This window comes from Hydrogenophaga sp. L99, from assembly GCF_058731905.1.
In genome coordinates, this window is the sequence record NZ_CM178972.1 from 2857869 (window position 1) to 2873694 (window position 15826).

The 15826-nt window shown below is 65.3% G+C and carries 15 protein-coding genes; 2 read left to right on the top strand and 13 right to left on the bottom strand.

Annotated features, from left to right (window positions below; all coding sequences use genetic code 11):
• Positions 1–13: 13 nt before the first annotated feature.
• The 10 genes from AC4QBL_RS13595 to AC4QBL_RS13640 form a co-directional block, all read right to left on the bottom strand.
• Positions 14–730 (bottom strand): ABC transporter ATP-binding protein, encoded by a 717-nt coding sequence (locus tag AC4QBL_RS13595; RefSeq protein ID WP_026062538.1) that lies wholly within the window; start codon positions 728–730, stop codon positions 14–16.
• Positions 727–1494: an ABC transporter ATP-binding protein gene (locus AC4QBL_RS13600; protein ID WP_472907665.1), complete on the bottom strand. Its 768-nt coding sequence runs from the start codon at positions 1492–1494 to the stop codon at positions 727–729. Before AC4QBL_RS13600 ends, AC4QBL_RS13595 begins: the two co-directional genes overlap by 4 nt.
• Positions 1495–1510: 16 nt before the next feature.
• Complete coding sequence (locus AC4QBL_RS13605; protein WP_472907664.1) at positions 1511–2701, bottom strand: ABC transporter substrate-binding protein; 1191 nt, start codon at positions 2699–2701, stop codon at positions 1511–1513.
• Between the two features lie 44 nt (positions 2702–2745).
• Positions 2746–3528 (bottom strand): SDR family NAD(P)-dependent oxidoreductase, encoded by a 783-nt coding sequence (locus AC4QBL_RS13610; protein ID WP_472907663.1) that lies wholly within the window; start codon positions 3526–3528, stop codon positions 2746–2748.
• Between the two features lie 30 nt (positions 3529–3558).
• Positions 3559–4359 (bottom strand): enoyl-CoA hydratase/isomerase family protein, encoded by an 801-nt coding sequence (locus AC4QBL_RS13615; protein WP_472907662.1) that lies wholly within the window; start codon positions 4357–4359, stop codon positions 3559–3561.
• On the bottom strand, positions 4356–5537 hold the full coding sequence (locus tag AC4QBL_RS13620) for a thiolase family protein (protein ID WP_472907661.1): 1182 nt from the start codon (positions 5535–5537) through the stop codon (positions 4356–4358). The genes AC4QBL_RS13615 and AC4QBL_RS13620 overlap by 4 nt, the downstream gene beginning before the upstream one ends.
• A 44-nt stretch (positions 5538–5581) precedes the next feature.
• Complete coding sequence (locus AC4QBL_RS13625) at positions 5582–7249, bottom strand: long-chain fatty acid--CoA ligase (RefSeq protein WP_472907660.1); 1668 nt, start codon at positions 7247–7249, stop codon at positions 5582–5584.
• Positions 7246–8322, bottom strand: a complete 1077-nt coding sequence (locus tag AC4QBL_RS13630) for a CaiB/BaiF CoA transferase family protein (RefSeq protein WP_472907659.1) — start codon at positions 8320–8322, stop codon at positions 7246–7248. The genes AC4QBL_RS13625 and AC4QBL_RS13630 overlap by 4 nt, the downstream gene beginning before the upstream one ends.
• A complete protein-coding gene (locus AC4QBL_RS13635) occupies positions 8319–9464 on the bottom strand; it encodes an acyl-CoA dehydrogenase family protein (RefSeq protein ID WP_472907658.1) in 1146 nt (381 codons plus the stop codon). Before AC4QBL_RS13635 ends, AC4QBL_RS13630 begins: the two co-directional genes overlap by 4 nt.
• 147 nt (positions 9465–9611) lie before the next feature.
• Positions 9612–10643 (bottom strand): helix-turn-helix domain-containing protein, encoded by a 1032-nt coding sequence (locus tag AC4QBL_RS13640; RefSeq protein WP_472907657.1) that lies wholly within the window; start codon positions 10641–10643, stop codon positions 9612–9614.
• Positions 10644–10929: 286 nt separating this feature from the next.
• On the opposite strand from AC4QBL_RS13640, the gene AC4QBL_RS13645 reads away from it, so the two are divergent.
• Complete coding sequence (locus AC4QBL_RS13645) at positions 10930–11700, top strand: SDR family NAD(P)-dependent oxidoreductase (RefSeq protein WP_472907656.1); 771 nt, start codon at positions 10930–10932, stop codon at positions 11698–11700.
• Between the two features lie 22 nt (positions 11701–11722).
• On the opposite strand, the gene AC4QBL_RS13650 is transcribed toward AC4QBL_RS13645, so the two are convergent.
• From AC4QBL_RS13650 to AC4QBL_RS13660, 3 genes are all read right to left on the bottom strand, one after another.
• Complete coding sequence (locus AC4QBL_RS13650) at positions 11723–12751, bottom strand: AraC family transcriptional regulator (RefSeq protein ID WP_472907655.1); 1029 nt, start codon at positions 12749–12751, stop codon at positions 11723–11725.
• Positions 12752–12964: 213 nt separating this feature from the next.
• Positions 12965–14032, bottom strand: a complete 1068-nt coding sequence (locus tag AC4QBL_RS13655; protein ID WP_472907654.1) for a CaiB/BaiF CoA transferase family protein — start codon at positions 14030–14032, stop codon at positions 12965–12967.
• A gap of 6 nt (positions 14033–14038) precedes the next feature.
• Complete coding sequence (locus AC4QBL_RS13660; protein WP_472907653.1) at positions 14039–14773, bottom strand: IclR family transcriptional regulator; 735 nt, start codon at positions 14771–14773, stop codon at positions 14039–14041.
• Positions 14774–15069: 296 nt separating this feature from the next.
• Between AC4QBL_RS13660 and AC4QBL_RS13665 the strand changes: the two genes are divergently transcribed.
• Positions 15070–15822: an SDR family oxidoreductase gene (locus AC4QBL_RS13665; protein WP_472907680.1), complete on the top strand. Its 753-nt coding sequence runs from the start codon at positions 15070–15072 to the stop codon at positions 15820–15822.
• Positions 15823–15826 lie beyond the last annotated feature (4 nt).

Consider the following 15826-nt stretch of genomic DNA (forward strand, 5'->3'; position numbering starts at 1 on the left):
AACCTCTTTTTGATCAGTGGCCGAGGTAGCTGCGGCGCACGGCGTCGTCTTCGCGCAGCTCGGCTGCGGTGCCCTGGGCAGTGACGCGCCCGCTTTCGAGCACATAGGCCCGGTTGACTAGGTTCAGCGCGACCTGGGCGTTCTGCTCCACGATGAGCGCCGTGAGGTGCTCGGTTTCGCGCAACTGGTGCAGGAGTTCGTAGATCTCCTGCGTCACGCGCGGCGCGATGCCGAACGAAGGCTCGTCCAGCAGCAGCATCTTGGGGCGCATCATCAGCGCGCGCGCGATGGCCAGCATCTGCTGCTCGCCGCCGCTGAGCGTGCCCGCCGCCTGCTTCGCGCGGCTGGACAGCTTGGGAAACAGCGTCTGCATCCGGGCGATGTCCTGCTCGATGCCGTCCTTGTCGCGGCGGTGGATGGCGCCCACGCGCAGGTTCTCCAGCACCGTCAGGTCGCCAAAGGTGCCGCGCCCTTCGGGCACGTGGGCGATGCCCAGCGAGGCGATGGCGGGCGCGGCCATGTCGATGATGTCCTGGCCCTCGAAGCGCAGCGTGCCCTTGGCAGTCACCTGCTGGTGGCTGATGGCGCGCAGGATGGAGGTCTTGCCCGCGCCGTTGGCGCCGAGCAGCGCCACCATCTCGCCGGCCTGCACGTGCAGGTCGATGCCATGCACCACCGCCGTTCGGCCGTAGGCCACCGCGAGGTTGCGGATTTCAAGCCGTTGGGTCACAGCACACCTCCCAGATAGGCATCGAGCACGGCGTCGTTGTTGGCCACTTCCTCGGGCGAGCCCTGGGCGAGCTTGCGGCCAAAGCTCAGTACCGCGAGGTCGGAGCAGGTCTTCATCACGAAGCGCATGTTGTGCTCCACGACCACCATGGTCAGCTTCAATTCCTCGTGCAGGCGCAGCAGCACGTCGCGCAGTTCATCGACCTCGCCAGCGGTGAGGCCAGCGGCGGGCTCGTCGAGCAGCAGCAGCTTGGGCCGCGTCACCAGCGCCCGCGCGATTTCCACGCGGTGCTGGATGCCCACTGGCAGTTCCGCCACGCCCCGGTCGGCATAGTCAGACAGCCGCAGCGTGGCCAGGGCCGCGTCAGCCGAGTGCGCGATTTCTTCCTCGGCGGCACGGACGGCGCGCGAGCGCAGCGCGGCACCCAGCATCGACACCGGCAGCCGCGCGTGCGCACCCACCATCACGTTTTCGCGCACCGTGAGCGAGGGGTAGAGCGCCACGTTCTGGAAGGTGCGGCTCAGACCCAGCCGTGCCACGCCGTGGCGCGGCAGGCGCGTCAACTCGGCCTGGCCGAAGCGCACGCTGCCGTGGGTGGGCCGGTACAGGCCGCTGATGCAGTTGAAGCAGGTCGTCTTGCCAGCGCCGTTCGGCCCGATCAGGCCGAAGATGCAGCCCTCGGGCACGTCCATCGAGAAGGCGTCCAGCGCGACGACACCGCCGAAGCGGATCGTCAGGTCGCGTACGGAAAGAATGGTTTCCATCGCTGCGCTCGCCCCGTCAGGACGGCATCACCTTCCAGCTCGTGCCGTCGAACTGCTGGATGCGCATGTCCGGTATCGGGTGAGGGCGGGCGTCGCTGGTCTTGACACGCAGGCCCGGCAGCATCATGGGCAAATCCATGTCCAGGCGGCGCGACTGCCGCATGATGTTCTCGCGCGAGAGGTCGTTGCCGCACTGCTTGAGCAACTGCACTGTCACTTGCCCAAGGCAGGCACCGAGCACGGTGAGGTACTCCTTGGCCGCGCCTTTGTTGTATTTGTCCATGAAGGCATGCCAGGCCAGGACACCAGGGTCGTCCTTCCAGGTCGGATCGCTCGGATCCTTGAGGAACGCGGCGCTCATGATGCCCTTGACCTTGTCCAGCCCCACCGGAGTCAGCACCGCGGGCACCGAAGATGCGCTCGGGTTGATGTAGATGGCCGGGCGCCAGCCGATGTCGTGGGTCTTGCGCAGCGACTGGAGGGTGGCTTTGGGCGAACCCCACGCCACCAGCACGTCCGCGCCCGAGGCATGCATGGAGACGATCTGCGAGTCCACCGTCGGATCCGACACCTCATGCGACTCTTCGCTGATGAGCTTCTTCCCGGCGGCAGCCAGAACCTCCTTCACGCCACGCAGCACATCCTTGCCGGCGTCGTCGTTCTGGTAGAACATGGCGATCTTCGCGTTGGGCCGCGTCTGCAGGATGTGCCTGGCCAGGATGCGCCCTTCGTCGGTGTACAGGGGCAGCCAGCCCATGCTCCAGGGGAACTTAGCCGCATCATCCAGCCACGTGGCGGAGCCGGACGAAACGAAGAGTTGCGGTACTTTGGCGTTGTTGAGATAGCTGCGCGACGCCAGCCCAGTGGACGAGCCTATCTGCGCCGCGAGAAAAGCCACCTGATCGCGCTCCACCAAGCGGCGCGATTGCTCCAGGGTTTTCGGCGGGCTGTAGCCATCGTCGGCCAGCACCAGCTTGAGCTGGCGCCCATTCACGCCGCCCTCGGCATTGACCAAGTCAAACCATGCAGACATGGTCTTGCCGACGACGCCATAGCCTGCGGCCGGGCCGCTGAGCGGCCCGGTCGAGCCGATCTTGATCTCGCGGTCCGTCACGCCCGGGGTGCCCGCGCCCTGCGCGCGGGTCAGGCCAGAAACGCCCGTCAGCATGGCGCCGGAAAGCATGGTGATGAATTGTCTTTTCTGCATGGTGTCTCCTGTGATGGTTGGATGGGTTCAGGCGAATGGGAGCGTCAGCGCGGTGCCATGCGAAGGGCACCATCCACGCGGATGGACTCGGCGTTCATGTAGCCGCAGGTGACGAGAAACTCGACGGCCTGCGCGAATTCATCGGGGTCGCCCATACGCTTGGGAAAGGGCACGCTGGCCGCCAGCGCCTGCTTGACGTTGTCCGGCAGGGCCAGTAGCAAGGGCGTGCCGAAGATCCCCGGCAGGATGGTGTTGACGCGAACGCCTTCGTCCATCAGGTCGCGCGCGATCGGCAAGGTCATGCCAATGACGGCGGCCTTGCTGGCGGCGTAGCTGGCCTGGCCGACTTGGCCGTCCAGTGCGGCGGTCGAAGCGGTGTTGACCACGACACCGCGGTCGCCGTCGGCCAGCGGTTCCAGCGCCAGCATGCCCGCCGTCGATTTGGCAATGCAGCGGAACGTGCCTACCAGGTTGATCTGCACGATGCGGTTAAAGCGGTCCACCGCGCTTTGGCGGATATCGCCTGTTTTCCGGTCGCGGCTGACGGTCTTGACGGCGTCGGCCGTGCCGGCACAGTTGACCAGAATGCGCTCCTGCCCGATCGCGGCACGGGCTTTGGCGAAGGCCGCGTCCACCTGTTCCTCGGACGTCACGTCCACATTGCAGTAAACACCGCCAAGCTCGCTGGCCAATGCCTGGCCGACCGCTTCGTTCATGTCGAAGATGGCGACCTTGACGCCATGGCTGGCCAAACGCCGGGCCGTGGCGGTCCCCAGGCCGGAAGCGCCACCGGTGATGACGGCAGAAATGTCGGAATTGAGTTGCATGGTTTTTCCTTGATAGATGACAGACAGGCGTTATTGGCCGGTGAATTTGGGGGGGCGCTTGCCCAGGAATGCCGCTTGCCCTTCCAGGTTGTCGGCCGAACGCAAAGCGACAACGAAATTGCGCTTCTCATGCTCCAGGCCCTGCGCGAGCGGGGTTTCAAAGCTGGCCAGGGCCGCATCTTTCGCCAGCGCCACGGCCAGCGGCGAATTGGCCGCAATCCGGCAGGCCATCGCCAGCGCCGTCGGCAGGGCCTGGCCATCAGCCGTCACTTCGGCGACGATGCCAACGTCGCATGCCTTGCGGGCGTCCATGAAATCGCCGGTCAGCAGCAGCGCCATGGCCTTGGACTTGCCGATGGCGTGAACCAGGCGCTGGGTGCCGCCGGCACCGGGAATGGCGCCCAGCTTGACTTCCGGCACGCCGAACTTGGCGGACTCGCCAGCAATCACGATGTCGCAGGCCAGCGCCAGTTCCATGCCGCCGCCCAGCGCGACCTTTTCCACCGCCGCGATGACGGGCTTGGGGAAGCGCCCCAGCGCCGCAAAAAATTCCCAGCCCGTTGCCGAGCGGTCGCCCAGCAGCGGCGCGGCACGCAGCACTTCAAAGGCCGTGATGTCGGCGCCCGCGCAAAACACGCCCTCGGCGCCGGTGATGATGACGGCTCGCACGGCATCGTCGTCGCGCAGTTGCGCAAGCTGCGCGCGCAGGCCATCGAATACCGCGCGGTTCAGGCTGTTCTTCGCACGCGGGCGGTTGATGGTCAGGGTGACGACGGCGCCGTCACGGCTCACGAGCACTTCACTGGCTTCGCTCATGGTGGCCCCGCTCATGCAAGCCGCTCGATGATGGTGGTGTTGGCCGTGCCCGAAGCCTCGCAGATGGTCTGCAGGCCATAGCGGCCGCCCCGGCGCTCCAGTTCATACAGCAGGTCGGTGAGCATGCGCGCGCCGGTGGAGCCCAGCGGATGGCCGATGGCCATCGAGCCGCCATTGACGTTGAGGCGGTCGTCCGGGATGCCGAACTCCTGCTGGAACATCAGCGGTACGCCGCCGAAAGCCTCGTTGACCTCGAACAGGTCGATGTCGTTGATGGTCAGGCCCGATTCCTTCAGTGCCTTGCGGGTGGAGTCGAGCACGGCGGTGAACTGGATCACCGGGTCGGCGGCGGCCACTGCCGTGCTGACGAAGCGCGCACGCGGCTTCAGGCCATGCTTCTTGGCATAGGCGCGGCTGGCGATCAGCAGCGCGGCGGCACCATCGCTGACCTGCGACGAGTTGCCGGCGGTGGTGGTGCCGTTGGCGGCAAACACGGCTTTCAGCGTGGCCATCTTTTCGGGGTCGGGGTTGGCGCGCACGCCCTCGTCGGCGGCGACGACCGGACTGTTCGGGTCGGCCGGGTCCTCGGTCAGATGCACCAGTTGGTCTTTGATGCGACCGGCCTGAATCGCCTCGGTGGCGCGCTTATGGCTCCGCACTGCGGAGGCGTCCAGGACTTCACGGGTGAGGCCGAAGCGCGAGTTCAGCAACTCCGACGAAACGCCTTGCGGTATCAGCGGGTTGTTTTGGTAGCGCGCCAGTTCGCGCGGGCTGTATTGCGAACCGAGCGGCGCGCCGGGCTTGAACGACGGCGGCAGCGGCGCTTGCGACATCGACTCCACCCCCCCGCCGATGGCCAACTGGTAGGCACCCGCCTGGATGCCATGCACGGCAAAACTCACCGCCTGCTGGCCCGAGCCGCATTGCCGATCGACCGTCACCGCCGGCACGGATTCGGGCAGCCCCGCCGCCAATACGGCATGTCGGCCCAGGTTGCCGTGCTGCTGGTCCCACTGCAGCACGCAGCCGATGATCACGTCGTCCAGATCGGCGGGGTTGACGCCGGACCGCTCGACCAACTGGCGCAGCGTCTCGGCCATCAGATCGACGGGATGCCACTTGTGCAGGCGCCCGCCGCGCTTGCCCACGGGGGTGCGCAGCGCACCGACGATAACGGGTTCATGGTCATTCATCTGGTTCTCCTGTGTAAGAAACTGGGTGTCACGCAAAGTGGCGTTCAGGCGGCGTAGCGCTCTGCCTGCTCGACGCGGATGCGCTTCTTGTCGATCTTGCCGACGCTGGTCTTGGGGATGGTCTCGACGAACAGGATCTGATCCGGCAACTGCCACTTTGCGAAGGCGCTGGTCAGGTGTTCCTGCAATTGCTCCTGGGTCGCCTGCTGGCCGGGCCTCAGCACCACCAGGGCCAGCGGCCGTTCCTGCCACTTCGGATGCGGAACCCCGACCACCGCGGCGTCGCGCACGGCCGGGTGGCCCATGAGCAGGTTTTCCATGTCGATGGAAGAGATCCATTCGCCACCGCTCTTGATCACGTCCTTGATGCGGTCGGTGACCTTGAGGTAGCCGTTCTCGTCCACCGTGCCGACATCGCCCGAGCGCCACCAGCCGCCCTCCAGGAAGCGATCGCCGGAATCGGGCATGTCGTGGTAGCTGGTCGTGATCCAGGGGCCGCGCAGGCAAATCTCGCCGGCCGACTGGCCGTCGTGCGGCAGATCCTGGTCGTTGGCATCCAGGATGCGGATGTCCACGCCGGTCAGGACCAGGCCCTGCTTGCGCTTGAGATTCCACCGCTCGTCCTGAGTCAAGCGCTTCCTCAACGTGGGCTTGAGGCGGTTGACGGTCACCAGCGTCGTGGCTTCGGTGGCGCCGTAGCCGTGCACCACCTCGGCACCCGTGAGTTCGTGGAAGCCGATCATCATCGACAGCGGCGGCTCGCTCGCGCCGGACAGCATGCGCATGCGGCTGAAGTCCGGCTTGACCGGCAGCGTCTCGATGTACTGCAGCATCGGTTGGAAGATGGCCGGTGCGCCGTTGGTGATGGTCACGCCCTCGGCAATCATGGTGTCGACCAACGGCTTGGTGTCCTCGGCAGCGTAGCGTCCCGGCAGCACGATCTTGTCGGCCAGCAGCGTGGCGGCCTGTGGTAAGCCCCAGCACTGCCCGTGGAACATGGGCGTGATGAGCATGACGCAGTCGTCCAGCGTCATGCCCATGTTGGTGGCCATGCCCGTGGAATGCAGGTAGATGCCGCGGTGCGAGTAGTACACGCCCTTGGGTTTTCCCGTGGTGCCGGTGGTGTAGCAGGCGCTGTAAGCCGAGGTTTCGTCGATCTCGGGCCAGTCGATCTTGGCGTCGGCGGCGGCCAGCAGGTCTTCGTAGTGCAGCAGCGGTTTCAGCGTGGTCTTGATCTGGTCCAGCGGCTTGTCGGTCATCACGATCCAGCCCTTGATCTGGGGCGAATTCGCTGCGACGGATTCGGCGATCGGCAGCAAGGACTCGTCCACGCAAACGTAAGACACCTTGCTGTGGCCGACCACGTAGCCCAGGTCCTCGGCGCCCAGGCGCAGGTTCATCTGCAGCATGACCGCGCCCAGGCCGGGGATGGACCAGTACAGCTCGAAGTGGCGCCGACTGTTCCAGTCCAGGATGCCGACCCGGTCGCCCGGCTCGACGCCGAGTGCGCGCAGTGCATTGGCGCTGCGGCAGACGCGCGCGTAGCAGTCGGCATAGGTGTAGCGATCCCAGCCGCCATCGGGTGTGCGGTAGACGATCTCCTGGTCGCCGTGGGTGCGCGCGGCGTGTCGGATCAGCGTCGTGGTGTTGAGCTGGCGTTCGTTGCCCGTGGTGGACGGGCAGCCGCGGATGGGCTGGGCGGTGTTGGTCATTTTCTTGTCTCCTGAGTTGTTGCGTTGAGTGCCTGGAACCTCGGGGCCGGAGCCGCTTCGATGGCGCCGGAGGGAGTGGATTGGTAGATGCCCCTTGCCGCGTTGTGCGGATGCCGGACTGCCTCGGCCAGGCTGAGCACCGGCGCAAAGCAGGCGTCACTGCCTTCGAGCAGCTCGCACCAGTGCGCCCGGGGCCTACTGCGAATGAGGGCCGCGATGCGTTCCTTCAGCGCTGGCCACGTCGTCGTGTCGTACTGGTCGGCAGGGTTCACGTCCGCCAGGCCCAGCTTTGAAAGCAGCAGTGCGTAGAAAGCGGGCTCCACCACCGCGAGGCTGATGAAGCCGCCGTCGGCGCAGGCGTACACGTCATAGAACGGCGAATCGTGAAACGGGCTCGGCTTCGTGCGGTCGATCTGCCCATTGGCGCGAATCCAGTGGACCAGCGTTCCCATCATGGCCACGATGTCGATGATGGCGGCGTCAACGACCCGGCCGCGGCCACTGCCACTACCGCGCGCATCAACCAGCGCGCAGGCGACACCGAAGGCCATGCCCAGCGCTCCGGCTGCATCCCCGAGCACCGAGGGCGGCACGATGGGGGCCTGCCCCTTGCGCGCCGACAGCGACAGCAGGCCCGTCAGCGCCACGTAGTTCAGGTCGTGGCCAGCAGCCCGGCTGAGCGGGCCATCCTGGCCCCAGCCCGTCATCCGGCCATAGACCAGCTTGGGGTTGCGCGCCGCGCATTCGGCGGGGCCGAACCCCAGCCGTTCCATCACGCCGGGGCGAAAGCCCTCGATCAGCACGTCGGACTGGGCGATCAGCTCCAGTGCGCGCGCCTTGCCGCCGTGCGACTTCAGGTCGGTGATCTCGACCGTCTTGCCGCGGTGCAGCGGGTTGGCTGCCGCCCCGCCCAACGGCTGCGCCCCGGCGGCCTGCTCGGCCCGTGCCAGCGCGATCACCTCGGCGCCCATGTCGGCCAGCATCATGGCGGCCAGCGGGCCTGGCCCGATGCCCTCGAACTCCACCACACGGACGCCGTGCAGCGGCCTTTGCAGCGTGTGCGAGGCGTTCACAGCTTCCTCGCAATCAGTTCCTTCATGACCTCGTTCGCGCCGCCGTAGATCTTTTGCACACGCGAGGCGGTGTACATGCGCGCGATCGGGTATTCGGACATATAGCCGTAGCCGCCGAACATCTGCAGGCACTCATCCACCACGCGGCACTGCTGCTCGCTGCACCACCACTTGGCCATGTACGCGGCCTCGGCGTCGAGCGTTCCGTCCAGCAGCCGCTGGGTGCAGTCGTTGACGAAGGTGCGCACCACGTGGGCGATAGTGGCGATCTCAGCCAGCTTGTGGCGCGTGGTCTGCATCTCGAACATGGGCGCGCCGAAGATCTTGCGCTCCTTCGTGTATTCAATGGTGAGTTCCAGGGCCCGGTCGATAATGGCCGCTGCAGGCACGGCGATAGACATGCGCTCGTAGGGCAACTGGCCCATCAGCTGCTTGAAACCATGCCCTTCGACGCCTCCCAGAAGTTGATCGACCGGCACGCGCACCCCGTCGAAGAAGAGTTCGGCGGTGTCCGACGCATGCAGGCCGATCTTGTCGAGCAGACGGCCCACGCGGAACCCTGGCAGGCTCTCGGTCTCCACCACGATCAGCGACAGGCCTCGGCTGCCCGCCTCGCCGGTGCGTGCGACCACGATCAGCAGATTGCAGGTGTAGCCGTTGGTGATGAAGGTCTTGGCACCGTCGATCACGTAGTGGTCGCCATCACGGCGGGCGCGGGTGGCGATGGCCTTGAGGTCCGTCCCGCAGCCGGGTTCGGTCATCGCAATGCCGAGCAGCATCTCGCCGCTGCTCAGCTTGGGCAGCCAGCGCTGCTTCTGCTCCTCGGTTCCGTAGTCCATGATGTAGTGCACAGCGATGCTGTTCACCTGGACGTTGTTGGGCATTTCCGCTCTGGTCAACTCATCCTGTACCACCAGCTGGTAGGCAATGCTGGCCCCGGTGCCGCCGTAGGCTTCGGGCATTTCGGGCAGCATGAACCCCATCTCGCCGAAGGGCCGCCAGGTCTCGCGCGGGACGTAGCCCTGTTCGCGCCAAGCGGGCAGGTGCGGAGCCATCTCGGCGGCGATGTAGCGGCGTACCTGGTCGCGAAAGGTCTCGATGTCGCTGTCCATCCAGGGTTGACGGTGCAATTGCGGCAGCATGGGAGCGCTCCTCAGAAGGTTTGTACGATGAAGGTTTGAAAACTTGGCCAGCGATGCGGCCCCGGGTCATGCCCGCATACCCACAACGGGGCGGGCGAAGCGTCGAATCTCTGCGTTCTCAGTCTGTCCAGGGCATATGGTCGGCATTCAGCCCGTGCGCGTCTTGCCCGCCAGTGCATGGCAAGTTGACTTTGCGTGTGCAAGGGAAAACCCGGCTGACTCGACCGGGCCGATGGCGGAGCCGTGAGCAGTCATGCCGCGTGCATCGCTGGGCGACACTCCAAAGCGTTGTTTGAATGCGCGGCAGAAATGGCTGGTGGAGTTGAAGCCCCAGTGAAAGGCGATCGCCGAGACCTGCAGGTGCCGGCAAGCCGGGTCAACGAGTGCCCGCCAGCACGCTTGCAATCGGCTTTCCAGGATGTGGCCGACCACCGTGGTATCGCCCTGCGCAAACAGCGCATGAAGGTAACGCAGTGAAATGCCGTGCGCCGCGGCGATGCGTGCCGGACTCAGGTCATCCTCTTGAAAATGCTGGGCGATGTAGGCCAGTACTCGTTCGCGCAACGCGGCCATGGCCGTGAATCGAGTGGCGCTCTCCGGCTCTGGCAGCGCAATGTCCAGAAGCCCGATCACCGTGCGGCAAAGGGCGACGTGGGCGGAGGGCGGCACGGCGCCGATCTCCTTGGCCAGCCCCATCAGGTGTTGGCTCAGCAGTGAGCCCACGCCTGTGTGGCTGTCAATGCGGCAGGCTGCGGGCGGCTGCTTGCGGCCCGGTAGATGCTCGCGCATGAGCTGCCAGGGAATCATCAACGACACGCTGTGGGTTCGTTCCAGCACCTCATAGTCTTGCCGCTGATCGGTACGCCAGAGGAACATGTCGCCCTCGCAGATTGGCGTGTCCCACTGCTGCAGCTGTACTCGGCCGCTCAGGTTCAGCTGCAGCCCCAGGCAGAACTCATCGTCGAATGGCGAATGTCCAGGAGGAGACTGGTCGACACAAGGACCGGTCACGGTGCATACCAAGGAGGCTCCGGCGAGTTCGTGCCGCCGCAACTTCGCCTGGAATGCAGCAGGCTTCGCCGGGGAGGAAAGACTCCAGCGCTGGAAGGAGTCCTTGAGGATCGCTTCCGTCGCATCTATCCTGCCCTCGATGGGCGCATGGTCGATGGACCATTCCATGGGTGACTGTTGCAGCACTTGTCGTCTCCTGAATCTGCCCCCGGACGCCGCAGTCCATCGGGACCGGAGCGTCGACACCGTGGCGTGCTTTCGTGCGGCGCTCAGGGTGCCCAAGGCATACAGGAAATCGTAGGCAGCGGTGCTTGGCGCGGCAATGACGGATGGTCTCGATCAACTGACAAGGCACCTCTTTCGACGGATGGGGGAGCGAGGCAACCCCGCAACCGAGCGGCCCTGCGCTAACCTCCCGGCATCGACGGCGAACTGAAGATGCAAGGAGACGATGATGGATCTGGGTGCAATGCTGGCAGGCAAGCGGGTGCTGGTCACGGGGGCCTCGTCGGGCCTGGGCGAGAACTTCGCTCGGCTGGCTGCTGGTTGCAAGGCCAAGGTAGTGATTGGGGCGCGGCGCAAGGCGCGGCTCGACAAGCTCGCCCAGGAGCTCGAAAAGCTCGGTTCGCCTCAGGTCACGGTGCTGGAAATGGATGTGGCTTCCGAGCAGTCCATCGACGACGCCTTCGCCGAGATAGACGCCTCGGGCACCATCCTCGACGTGGTGGTCAACAACGCCGGGGCTGCCAACGACGGCCTGTCGCTCACGCTGCCCGCGGCCGACTTCGACTCGCTGATGGAGACCAACGTGCGCGGCGTGTGGCTGGTGGCCGCGCGTGCCGCGCAGCGCTGGGTGGATGCGGGGCGGGGAGGCTCAGTCATCAACATCGCATCGATCCTGGGCGAACGCGTGATGCCGGGCGCCATGCTGTATGCCACGTCCAAGGCTGCAGTCGTGCACATGACCAAGAGCCTGGCGCTCGAATGGGCGCGCCACGGCATCCGTGTCAATGCCATCGAGCCGGGCTACATCAGCACCGAGATGACCGATGCCATGTGGGATACCGACCATGGCAAGGCGCTTATCAAGCGCATCCCGATGCGCCGCCTGGGCAAGCCGGAGGAGCTCAACGGTCTGTTCCTGCTGTTCGCGACCGAGGCCGGGTCGTGGATGACCGGCGCCTGCGTGCCGGTGGATGGCGGGCATCTGTGCTCGTCGCTTTGAGTGCGACCGCGTCGAAGCAGCGCTACGTCTTTTGGGTGCGCGAACGATAGACGCCTGGCGTGCTGCCGGTCCATGACTTGAAGGCCCGCTGGAAGGCGGTGCCGTCGGCGAACCCCAACTCGGCGGCGATGGCGCTCAGCGCGGCATCGGTGCTGGTCAACCGAACGATCGCCATGTCGCGCCGCAACTCATCCTTCAGCACCTGAAAGGACTTGCCCTCCACGGCCAGATGCCGCTGCAGTGCGCTGACCGACACGTGCAAGCGCTGCGCGGCGACAGTCAGATCGGGCCACTCCGGGCACGCTTGCTGCAATAGCGCGCGCACCCGCGCGCTGGCTGTCCGCTCGATTAGACGCGGGCCGATCAGGTTGCCCGGTGTGGCACGCAAAAAGGTCTGGAGCGCGGCGGTGTCACGGCGCATCGGCTGCGTGAATGCGGATGCCTCGAACCAGACCGCCGACCGCGCCTGCCCGAACCGCAACGTGCCCGAGAAGATTTGGGCATAGTCTGCGGCATGCGGCGGTGGCTCGAAGGCAAAATCGAGCCCTCTGGGCACCAGCCGGCCGCCGTGCAGCCATACCAGCAGACGCCAGAAAACGCGCAACAGCAGCCCGTGCAGGAAGTCTGAATGTTTTCCCGGGGCGTGGCGCATGTCCAGAGCAGCACCCTTGAGCAAGCCATCAGAGACGGGCACAAGCGCCACGTCGTCCTGCAGCAGGGCGAAGGATGCACTCACGCGCTGCAAGGCGGCTGCCAGCGTCTTGGCCCCGAGCGTAGAGCGAGCCATCAGCGCAAAGCTGCCGCAGCGCAACGGCCGACCGTGTAGATGGCCCAGGCATTCGTCGTCCAAGCTGTCCTTCACGGCACTGAAGAGTGCGATGTATTGCTCCATGGTCACACGCGACTGCTCCAGATGCAGCAGCGACTCGGCGATGCGGGCCTGCGCCAGAACGCCATCCAGCCAGGACTCGGTGGCCAGTCCTTTGCTGCGCGCGCCGTCGAGCAGGCCATGCACGGCAAAAACAGGAACAGTGACGACGGGTTTCAACATGGTCAAAGGGAACAACGATAGCTGGCGCTGAATCCGAAATTACACCAAGAAAACGGCCCGCAAACCGATGGAACGTCGCTATGCCCACGATCATCTTGCGCTGGTGCCCACGCCGATCGGCGCTGTGCATGTCGCGGGCAACTGCGCGACGGTCAATATGACAAATGGCGAACCAACGCCTATGTCGCGTAGCAGATGCTCGCACTATCAACGCTATGGCATCCCCTGCACACGCACGGGATAGCGCACGAAGGCAGGCTCTTTCCCTTCAGATCCATTCCCAAAAAGTCCGCGTTGCTGGCAGTGCTCGCTGGACGCAAGCGCGCTGGGTGGCACGACGGATGCTACGGGCACGTCGGCGCCATGCAAGCGTGCGAGCAAGACTGTGGATTCCTGCGTGGTGATGCGCTGCGCGATGGCGGCATTGATTTGCGCAGCCCGGCGCGTGCGCGCTGCATGGCTTGCATAGTCCGGGCCGCGCAGATCTTCCAAGCCCAGCACCTCAACGAGCCGCGCCCAGAAGTGGTCTTCGAGCGCGCCCAGCGAGATCAGTACGCCATCGGCGGTTTCAAAGACGCCATAAGCAGGCTTGGCCAGGATGTCCTCGCGCTGCTCGCGCACCGATGACAGCCCTGCCTCGTGGAAGTGGCCCAGGCGCGGATTCATCCAGTGCGCGGCACAGTCGGTGAGAGAGACGTCCAGATATTGGCCCTGGCCCGTGCGCTGGCGTTGCAGCAGCGCCGCCAGTGTGCTCGACAGCGCATACATGGCGCCACACAGGTCCGCCAGCGGAATGCCCGCGCCATGGTCGGGATGGGCCGCATCGCTGCCCGAGAGCGCGAGTACGCCCGCGGCAGCCAGATAGTTGATGTCGTGGCCCGGCATCTGCGCCAGGGGCCCGTGTTGACCATAGCCGCTGAGAGAGACATAGACGAGGCGTGAATTCAGCGCGGCCAGCGCCTCATAGCTGAAGCCCAGCCGCTTCATGACACCGGGGCGGAAGCCTTCGACCACCACGTCGGCGTCGGGCACTTGCTGGCGAAGCGCCTCGGCTTGTTGCGGATCCTTGAGGTCCACCATGAGGCTGTGCTTGCCCCGGTTGACCGCGGCAAACAGGCCCGGTGCGATTTTGCGGGCATTGTCGCCGTGTGGCGGGCGCTCGATCTTGATCACGTGGGCGCCCAGTTCGACCAGGTTTTGCGTGAAGAAGGGACCGGGCAGCAGCTCGGAAAAGTCCAGCACGCGAAGGCCGTGCAAGGGCAGTGAGGAAGAAGTGGACATGGGCGGTCAGCAGTCAGACAAGGAAGAGGGAGGCTCGGCAGTGCCAAAAGTCATCGCGCCGACTCTGCGCAGAGCCTGCAGATAGCGGTCATGGTTCTTGGCCAGGCGATCGGGTGGCCCCGCCAGGCTGATGGCCAGGGGCTCCTTGCCCAGCATGCCGGAGATGGCCAGCGCATCCATGCCCTCGCCGCCTTCGCTGTGGGTCTGGTACCAGCCGCGCAGACGGCTTTCGGCGACTTCGGCCGCAATGGCGTAGGGATCGGTGACGGTGCTGTCGGTGATCTTGCGCAGCGGCTTGAGGCGCAACTGTCGCCCGATTTCCTCTGAAGTCTGAGTGCCCAGCAGGGCTTTGCCCATGGCTGAGGTATGGAGTGCGATGCGCTCGCCCACATTGAGTACGTAGCGCAGCGGGTGCTTGCCTTGCTGGACGGCGACCGCGCGCACGGTGCCGTTGTCGAGCCGGCCGACGAAGGATGTCTCGCCCGTGGCCTCGGCCAACAAGTCTGCCGCCTCCGTGCCGGCACGCAGCAGCGGGTCGTTGTGCGCGATCTCGAGCGCGATCTGGTGCAAGCGCCCGGTGGGATAGAAGCGCCGCGTCCGCGCGGTTCGCATGAGGTAGCCCTCCTCGTGCAGCGTGTGCAGCAAGTCCGAGCAACTGCTCTCGGGCAGGTTGAGCAGTCGGGCGATCTCGGAGTTGGAAAGCTCGCGTTTTTCCATCGCGAACATGTCGAAGACGGCCATGGTGCGGGCCGATGCGGGTACGAAATTTGGCATGGTGCACGCAATTTTCCTACGAAATTCCGTAGTTGTCACCGATCCTTTGAAATTCTAGTGGTGCCCTCTTGGCTATGCGGAGGTGGCTTATCGATAGGGCTACGGCAAGGCTTTGAGAGTCTTTCCCTCTTTCGGGAGGGCATTTCTGGCTAGGGTGTGGCTGGTGTCGTGTCGGTTCTAAGGGAAAACCCTTGAACTTTCAGAAGTTCACTAAAATACAATAGGTCGCAGTTGATTGCGGTATTTCGTAGAAAGGTATGAAGATGGACTTGGGAATCAGAGGTCGTGTCGCGGTGGTTACGGGCGGTGCCCGGGGCATCGGTGCCGAAACGGCGCGCGCCCTGGCGGCCGAAGGAGTGAAGCTGGTGGTGTCCGACATCGACCTCGTGGCGGCCGAGGCGGTTGCGGGCGAAATCCGGGCCCAAGGCGGTCAGGCCATCGGTGTGCGCTGCAACGTGACCGACAAGGCCGAGGTGCGCGATATGGCGGCTGCGGGCGTCGAGGCGTTCGGCGCCGTGGACATCCTGGTCAACAACGCAGGCTTCAACAAGGACCGCTATCTCACCAAGATGGCCGAGACCGAGTGGGATTCGGTGGTGGACGTGGTGCTCAAGGGCGCGTTTCATTGCAGCCGCGCCGTGCTGCCCGGGATGATGGAGCGCCAGTGGGGGCGCATCGTCAACATCTCCTCGCGCTCGGTCTTCGGCAACCCTGGCCAGACCAACTACAGCGCGGCCAAGATGGGCTTGATCGGCTTCACACGCGCCTTGTCGCTGGAGCAGGCCAAGTTCGGTATCACCGTCAATGCGGTGGCTCCAGGCTTCGTCGAAACCGAACTGATGCAGGCCAACCCCGGCTACCCCAAGCTGCGCGAGCTTGCGCTGGCCAAGAACCCCGTGGGCTTCCTGGGCGCACCCGACGACATTGCCTCCGCCGTGACCTTCATGGCCTCGGAACGGGCGCGCTACATCACCGGCGTGACGCTGTACGTGACAGGCGGGCGCTTTTCTTCTTGATGAC

Excerpts from the sequence above, each read along its gene's own strand:
- AC4QBL_RS13600 (WP_472907665.1), bottom strand. The coding sequence starts at position 1,494 with ATGGAAACCATTCTTTCCGTACGCGACCTGACGATCCGCTTCGGCGGT.
- AC4QBL_RS13605 (WP_472907664.1), bottom strand. The coding sequence starts at position 2,701 with ATGCAGAAAAGACAATTCATCACCATGCTTTCCGGCGCCATGCTGACG.
- AC4QBL_RS13610 (WP_472907663.1), bottom strand. The coding sequence starts at position 3,528 with ATGCAACTCAATTCCGACATTTCTGCCGTCATCACCGGTGGCGCTTCC.
- AC4QBL_RS13615 (WP_472907662.1), bottom strand. The coding sequence starts at position 4,359 with ATGAGCGGGGCCACCATGAGCGAAGCCAGTGAAGTGCTCGTGAGCCGT.
- AC4QBL_RS13620 (WP_472907661.1), bottom strand. The coding sequence starts at position 5,537 with ATGAATGACCATGAACCCGTTATCGTCGGTGCGCTGCGCACCCCCGTG.
- AC4QBL_RS13625 (WP_472907660.1), bottom strand. The coding sequence starts at position 7,249 with ATGACCAACACCGCCCAGCCCATCCGCGGCTGCCCGTCCACCACGGGC.
- AC4QBL_RS13635 (WP_472907658.1), bottom strand. The coding sequence starts at position 9,464 with ATGCTGCCGCAATTGCACCGTCAACCCTGGATGGACAGCGACATCGAG.
- AC4QBL_RS13640 (WP_472907657.1), bottom strand. The coding sequence starts at position 10,643 with ATGGAATGGTCCATCGACCATGCGCCCATCGAGGGCAGGATAGATGCG.
- AC4QBL_RS13645 (WP_472907656.1), top strand. The coding sequence starts at position 10,930 with ATGGATCTGGGTGCAATGCTGGCAGGCAAGCGGGTGCTGGTCACGGGG.
- AC4QBL_RS13650 (WP_472907655.1), bottom strand. The coding sequence starts at position 12,751 with ATGTTGAAACCCGTCGTCACTGTTCCTGTTTTTGCCGTGCATGGCCTG.
- AC4QBL_RS13655 (WP_472907654.1), bottom strand. The coding sequence starts at position 14,032 with ATGTCCACTTCTTCCTCACTGCCCTTGCACGGCCTTCGCGTGCTGGAC.
- AC4QBL_RS13660 (WP_472907653.1), bottom strand. The coding sequence starts at position 14,773 with ATGGCCGTCTTCGACATGTTCGCGATGGAAAAACGCGAGCTTTCCAAC.
- AC4QBL_RS13665 (WP_472907680.1), top strand. The coding sequence starts at position 15,070 with ATGGACTTGGGAATCAGAGGTCGTGTCGCGGTGGTTACGGGCGGTGCC.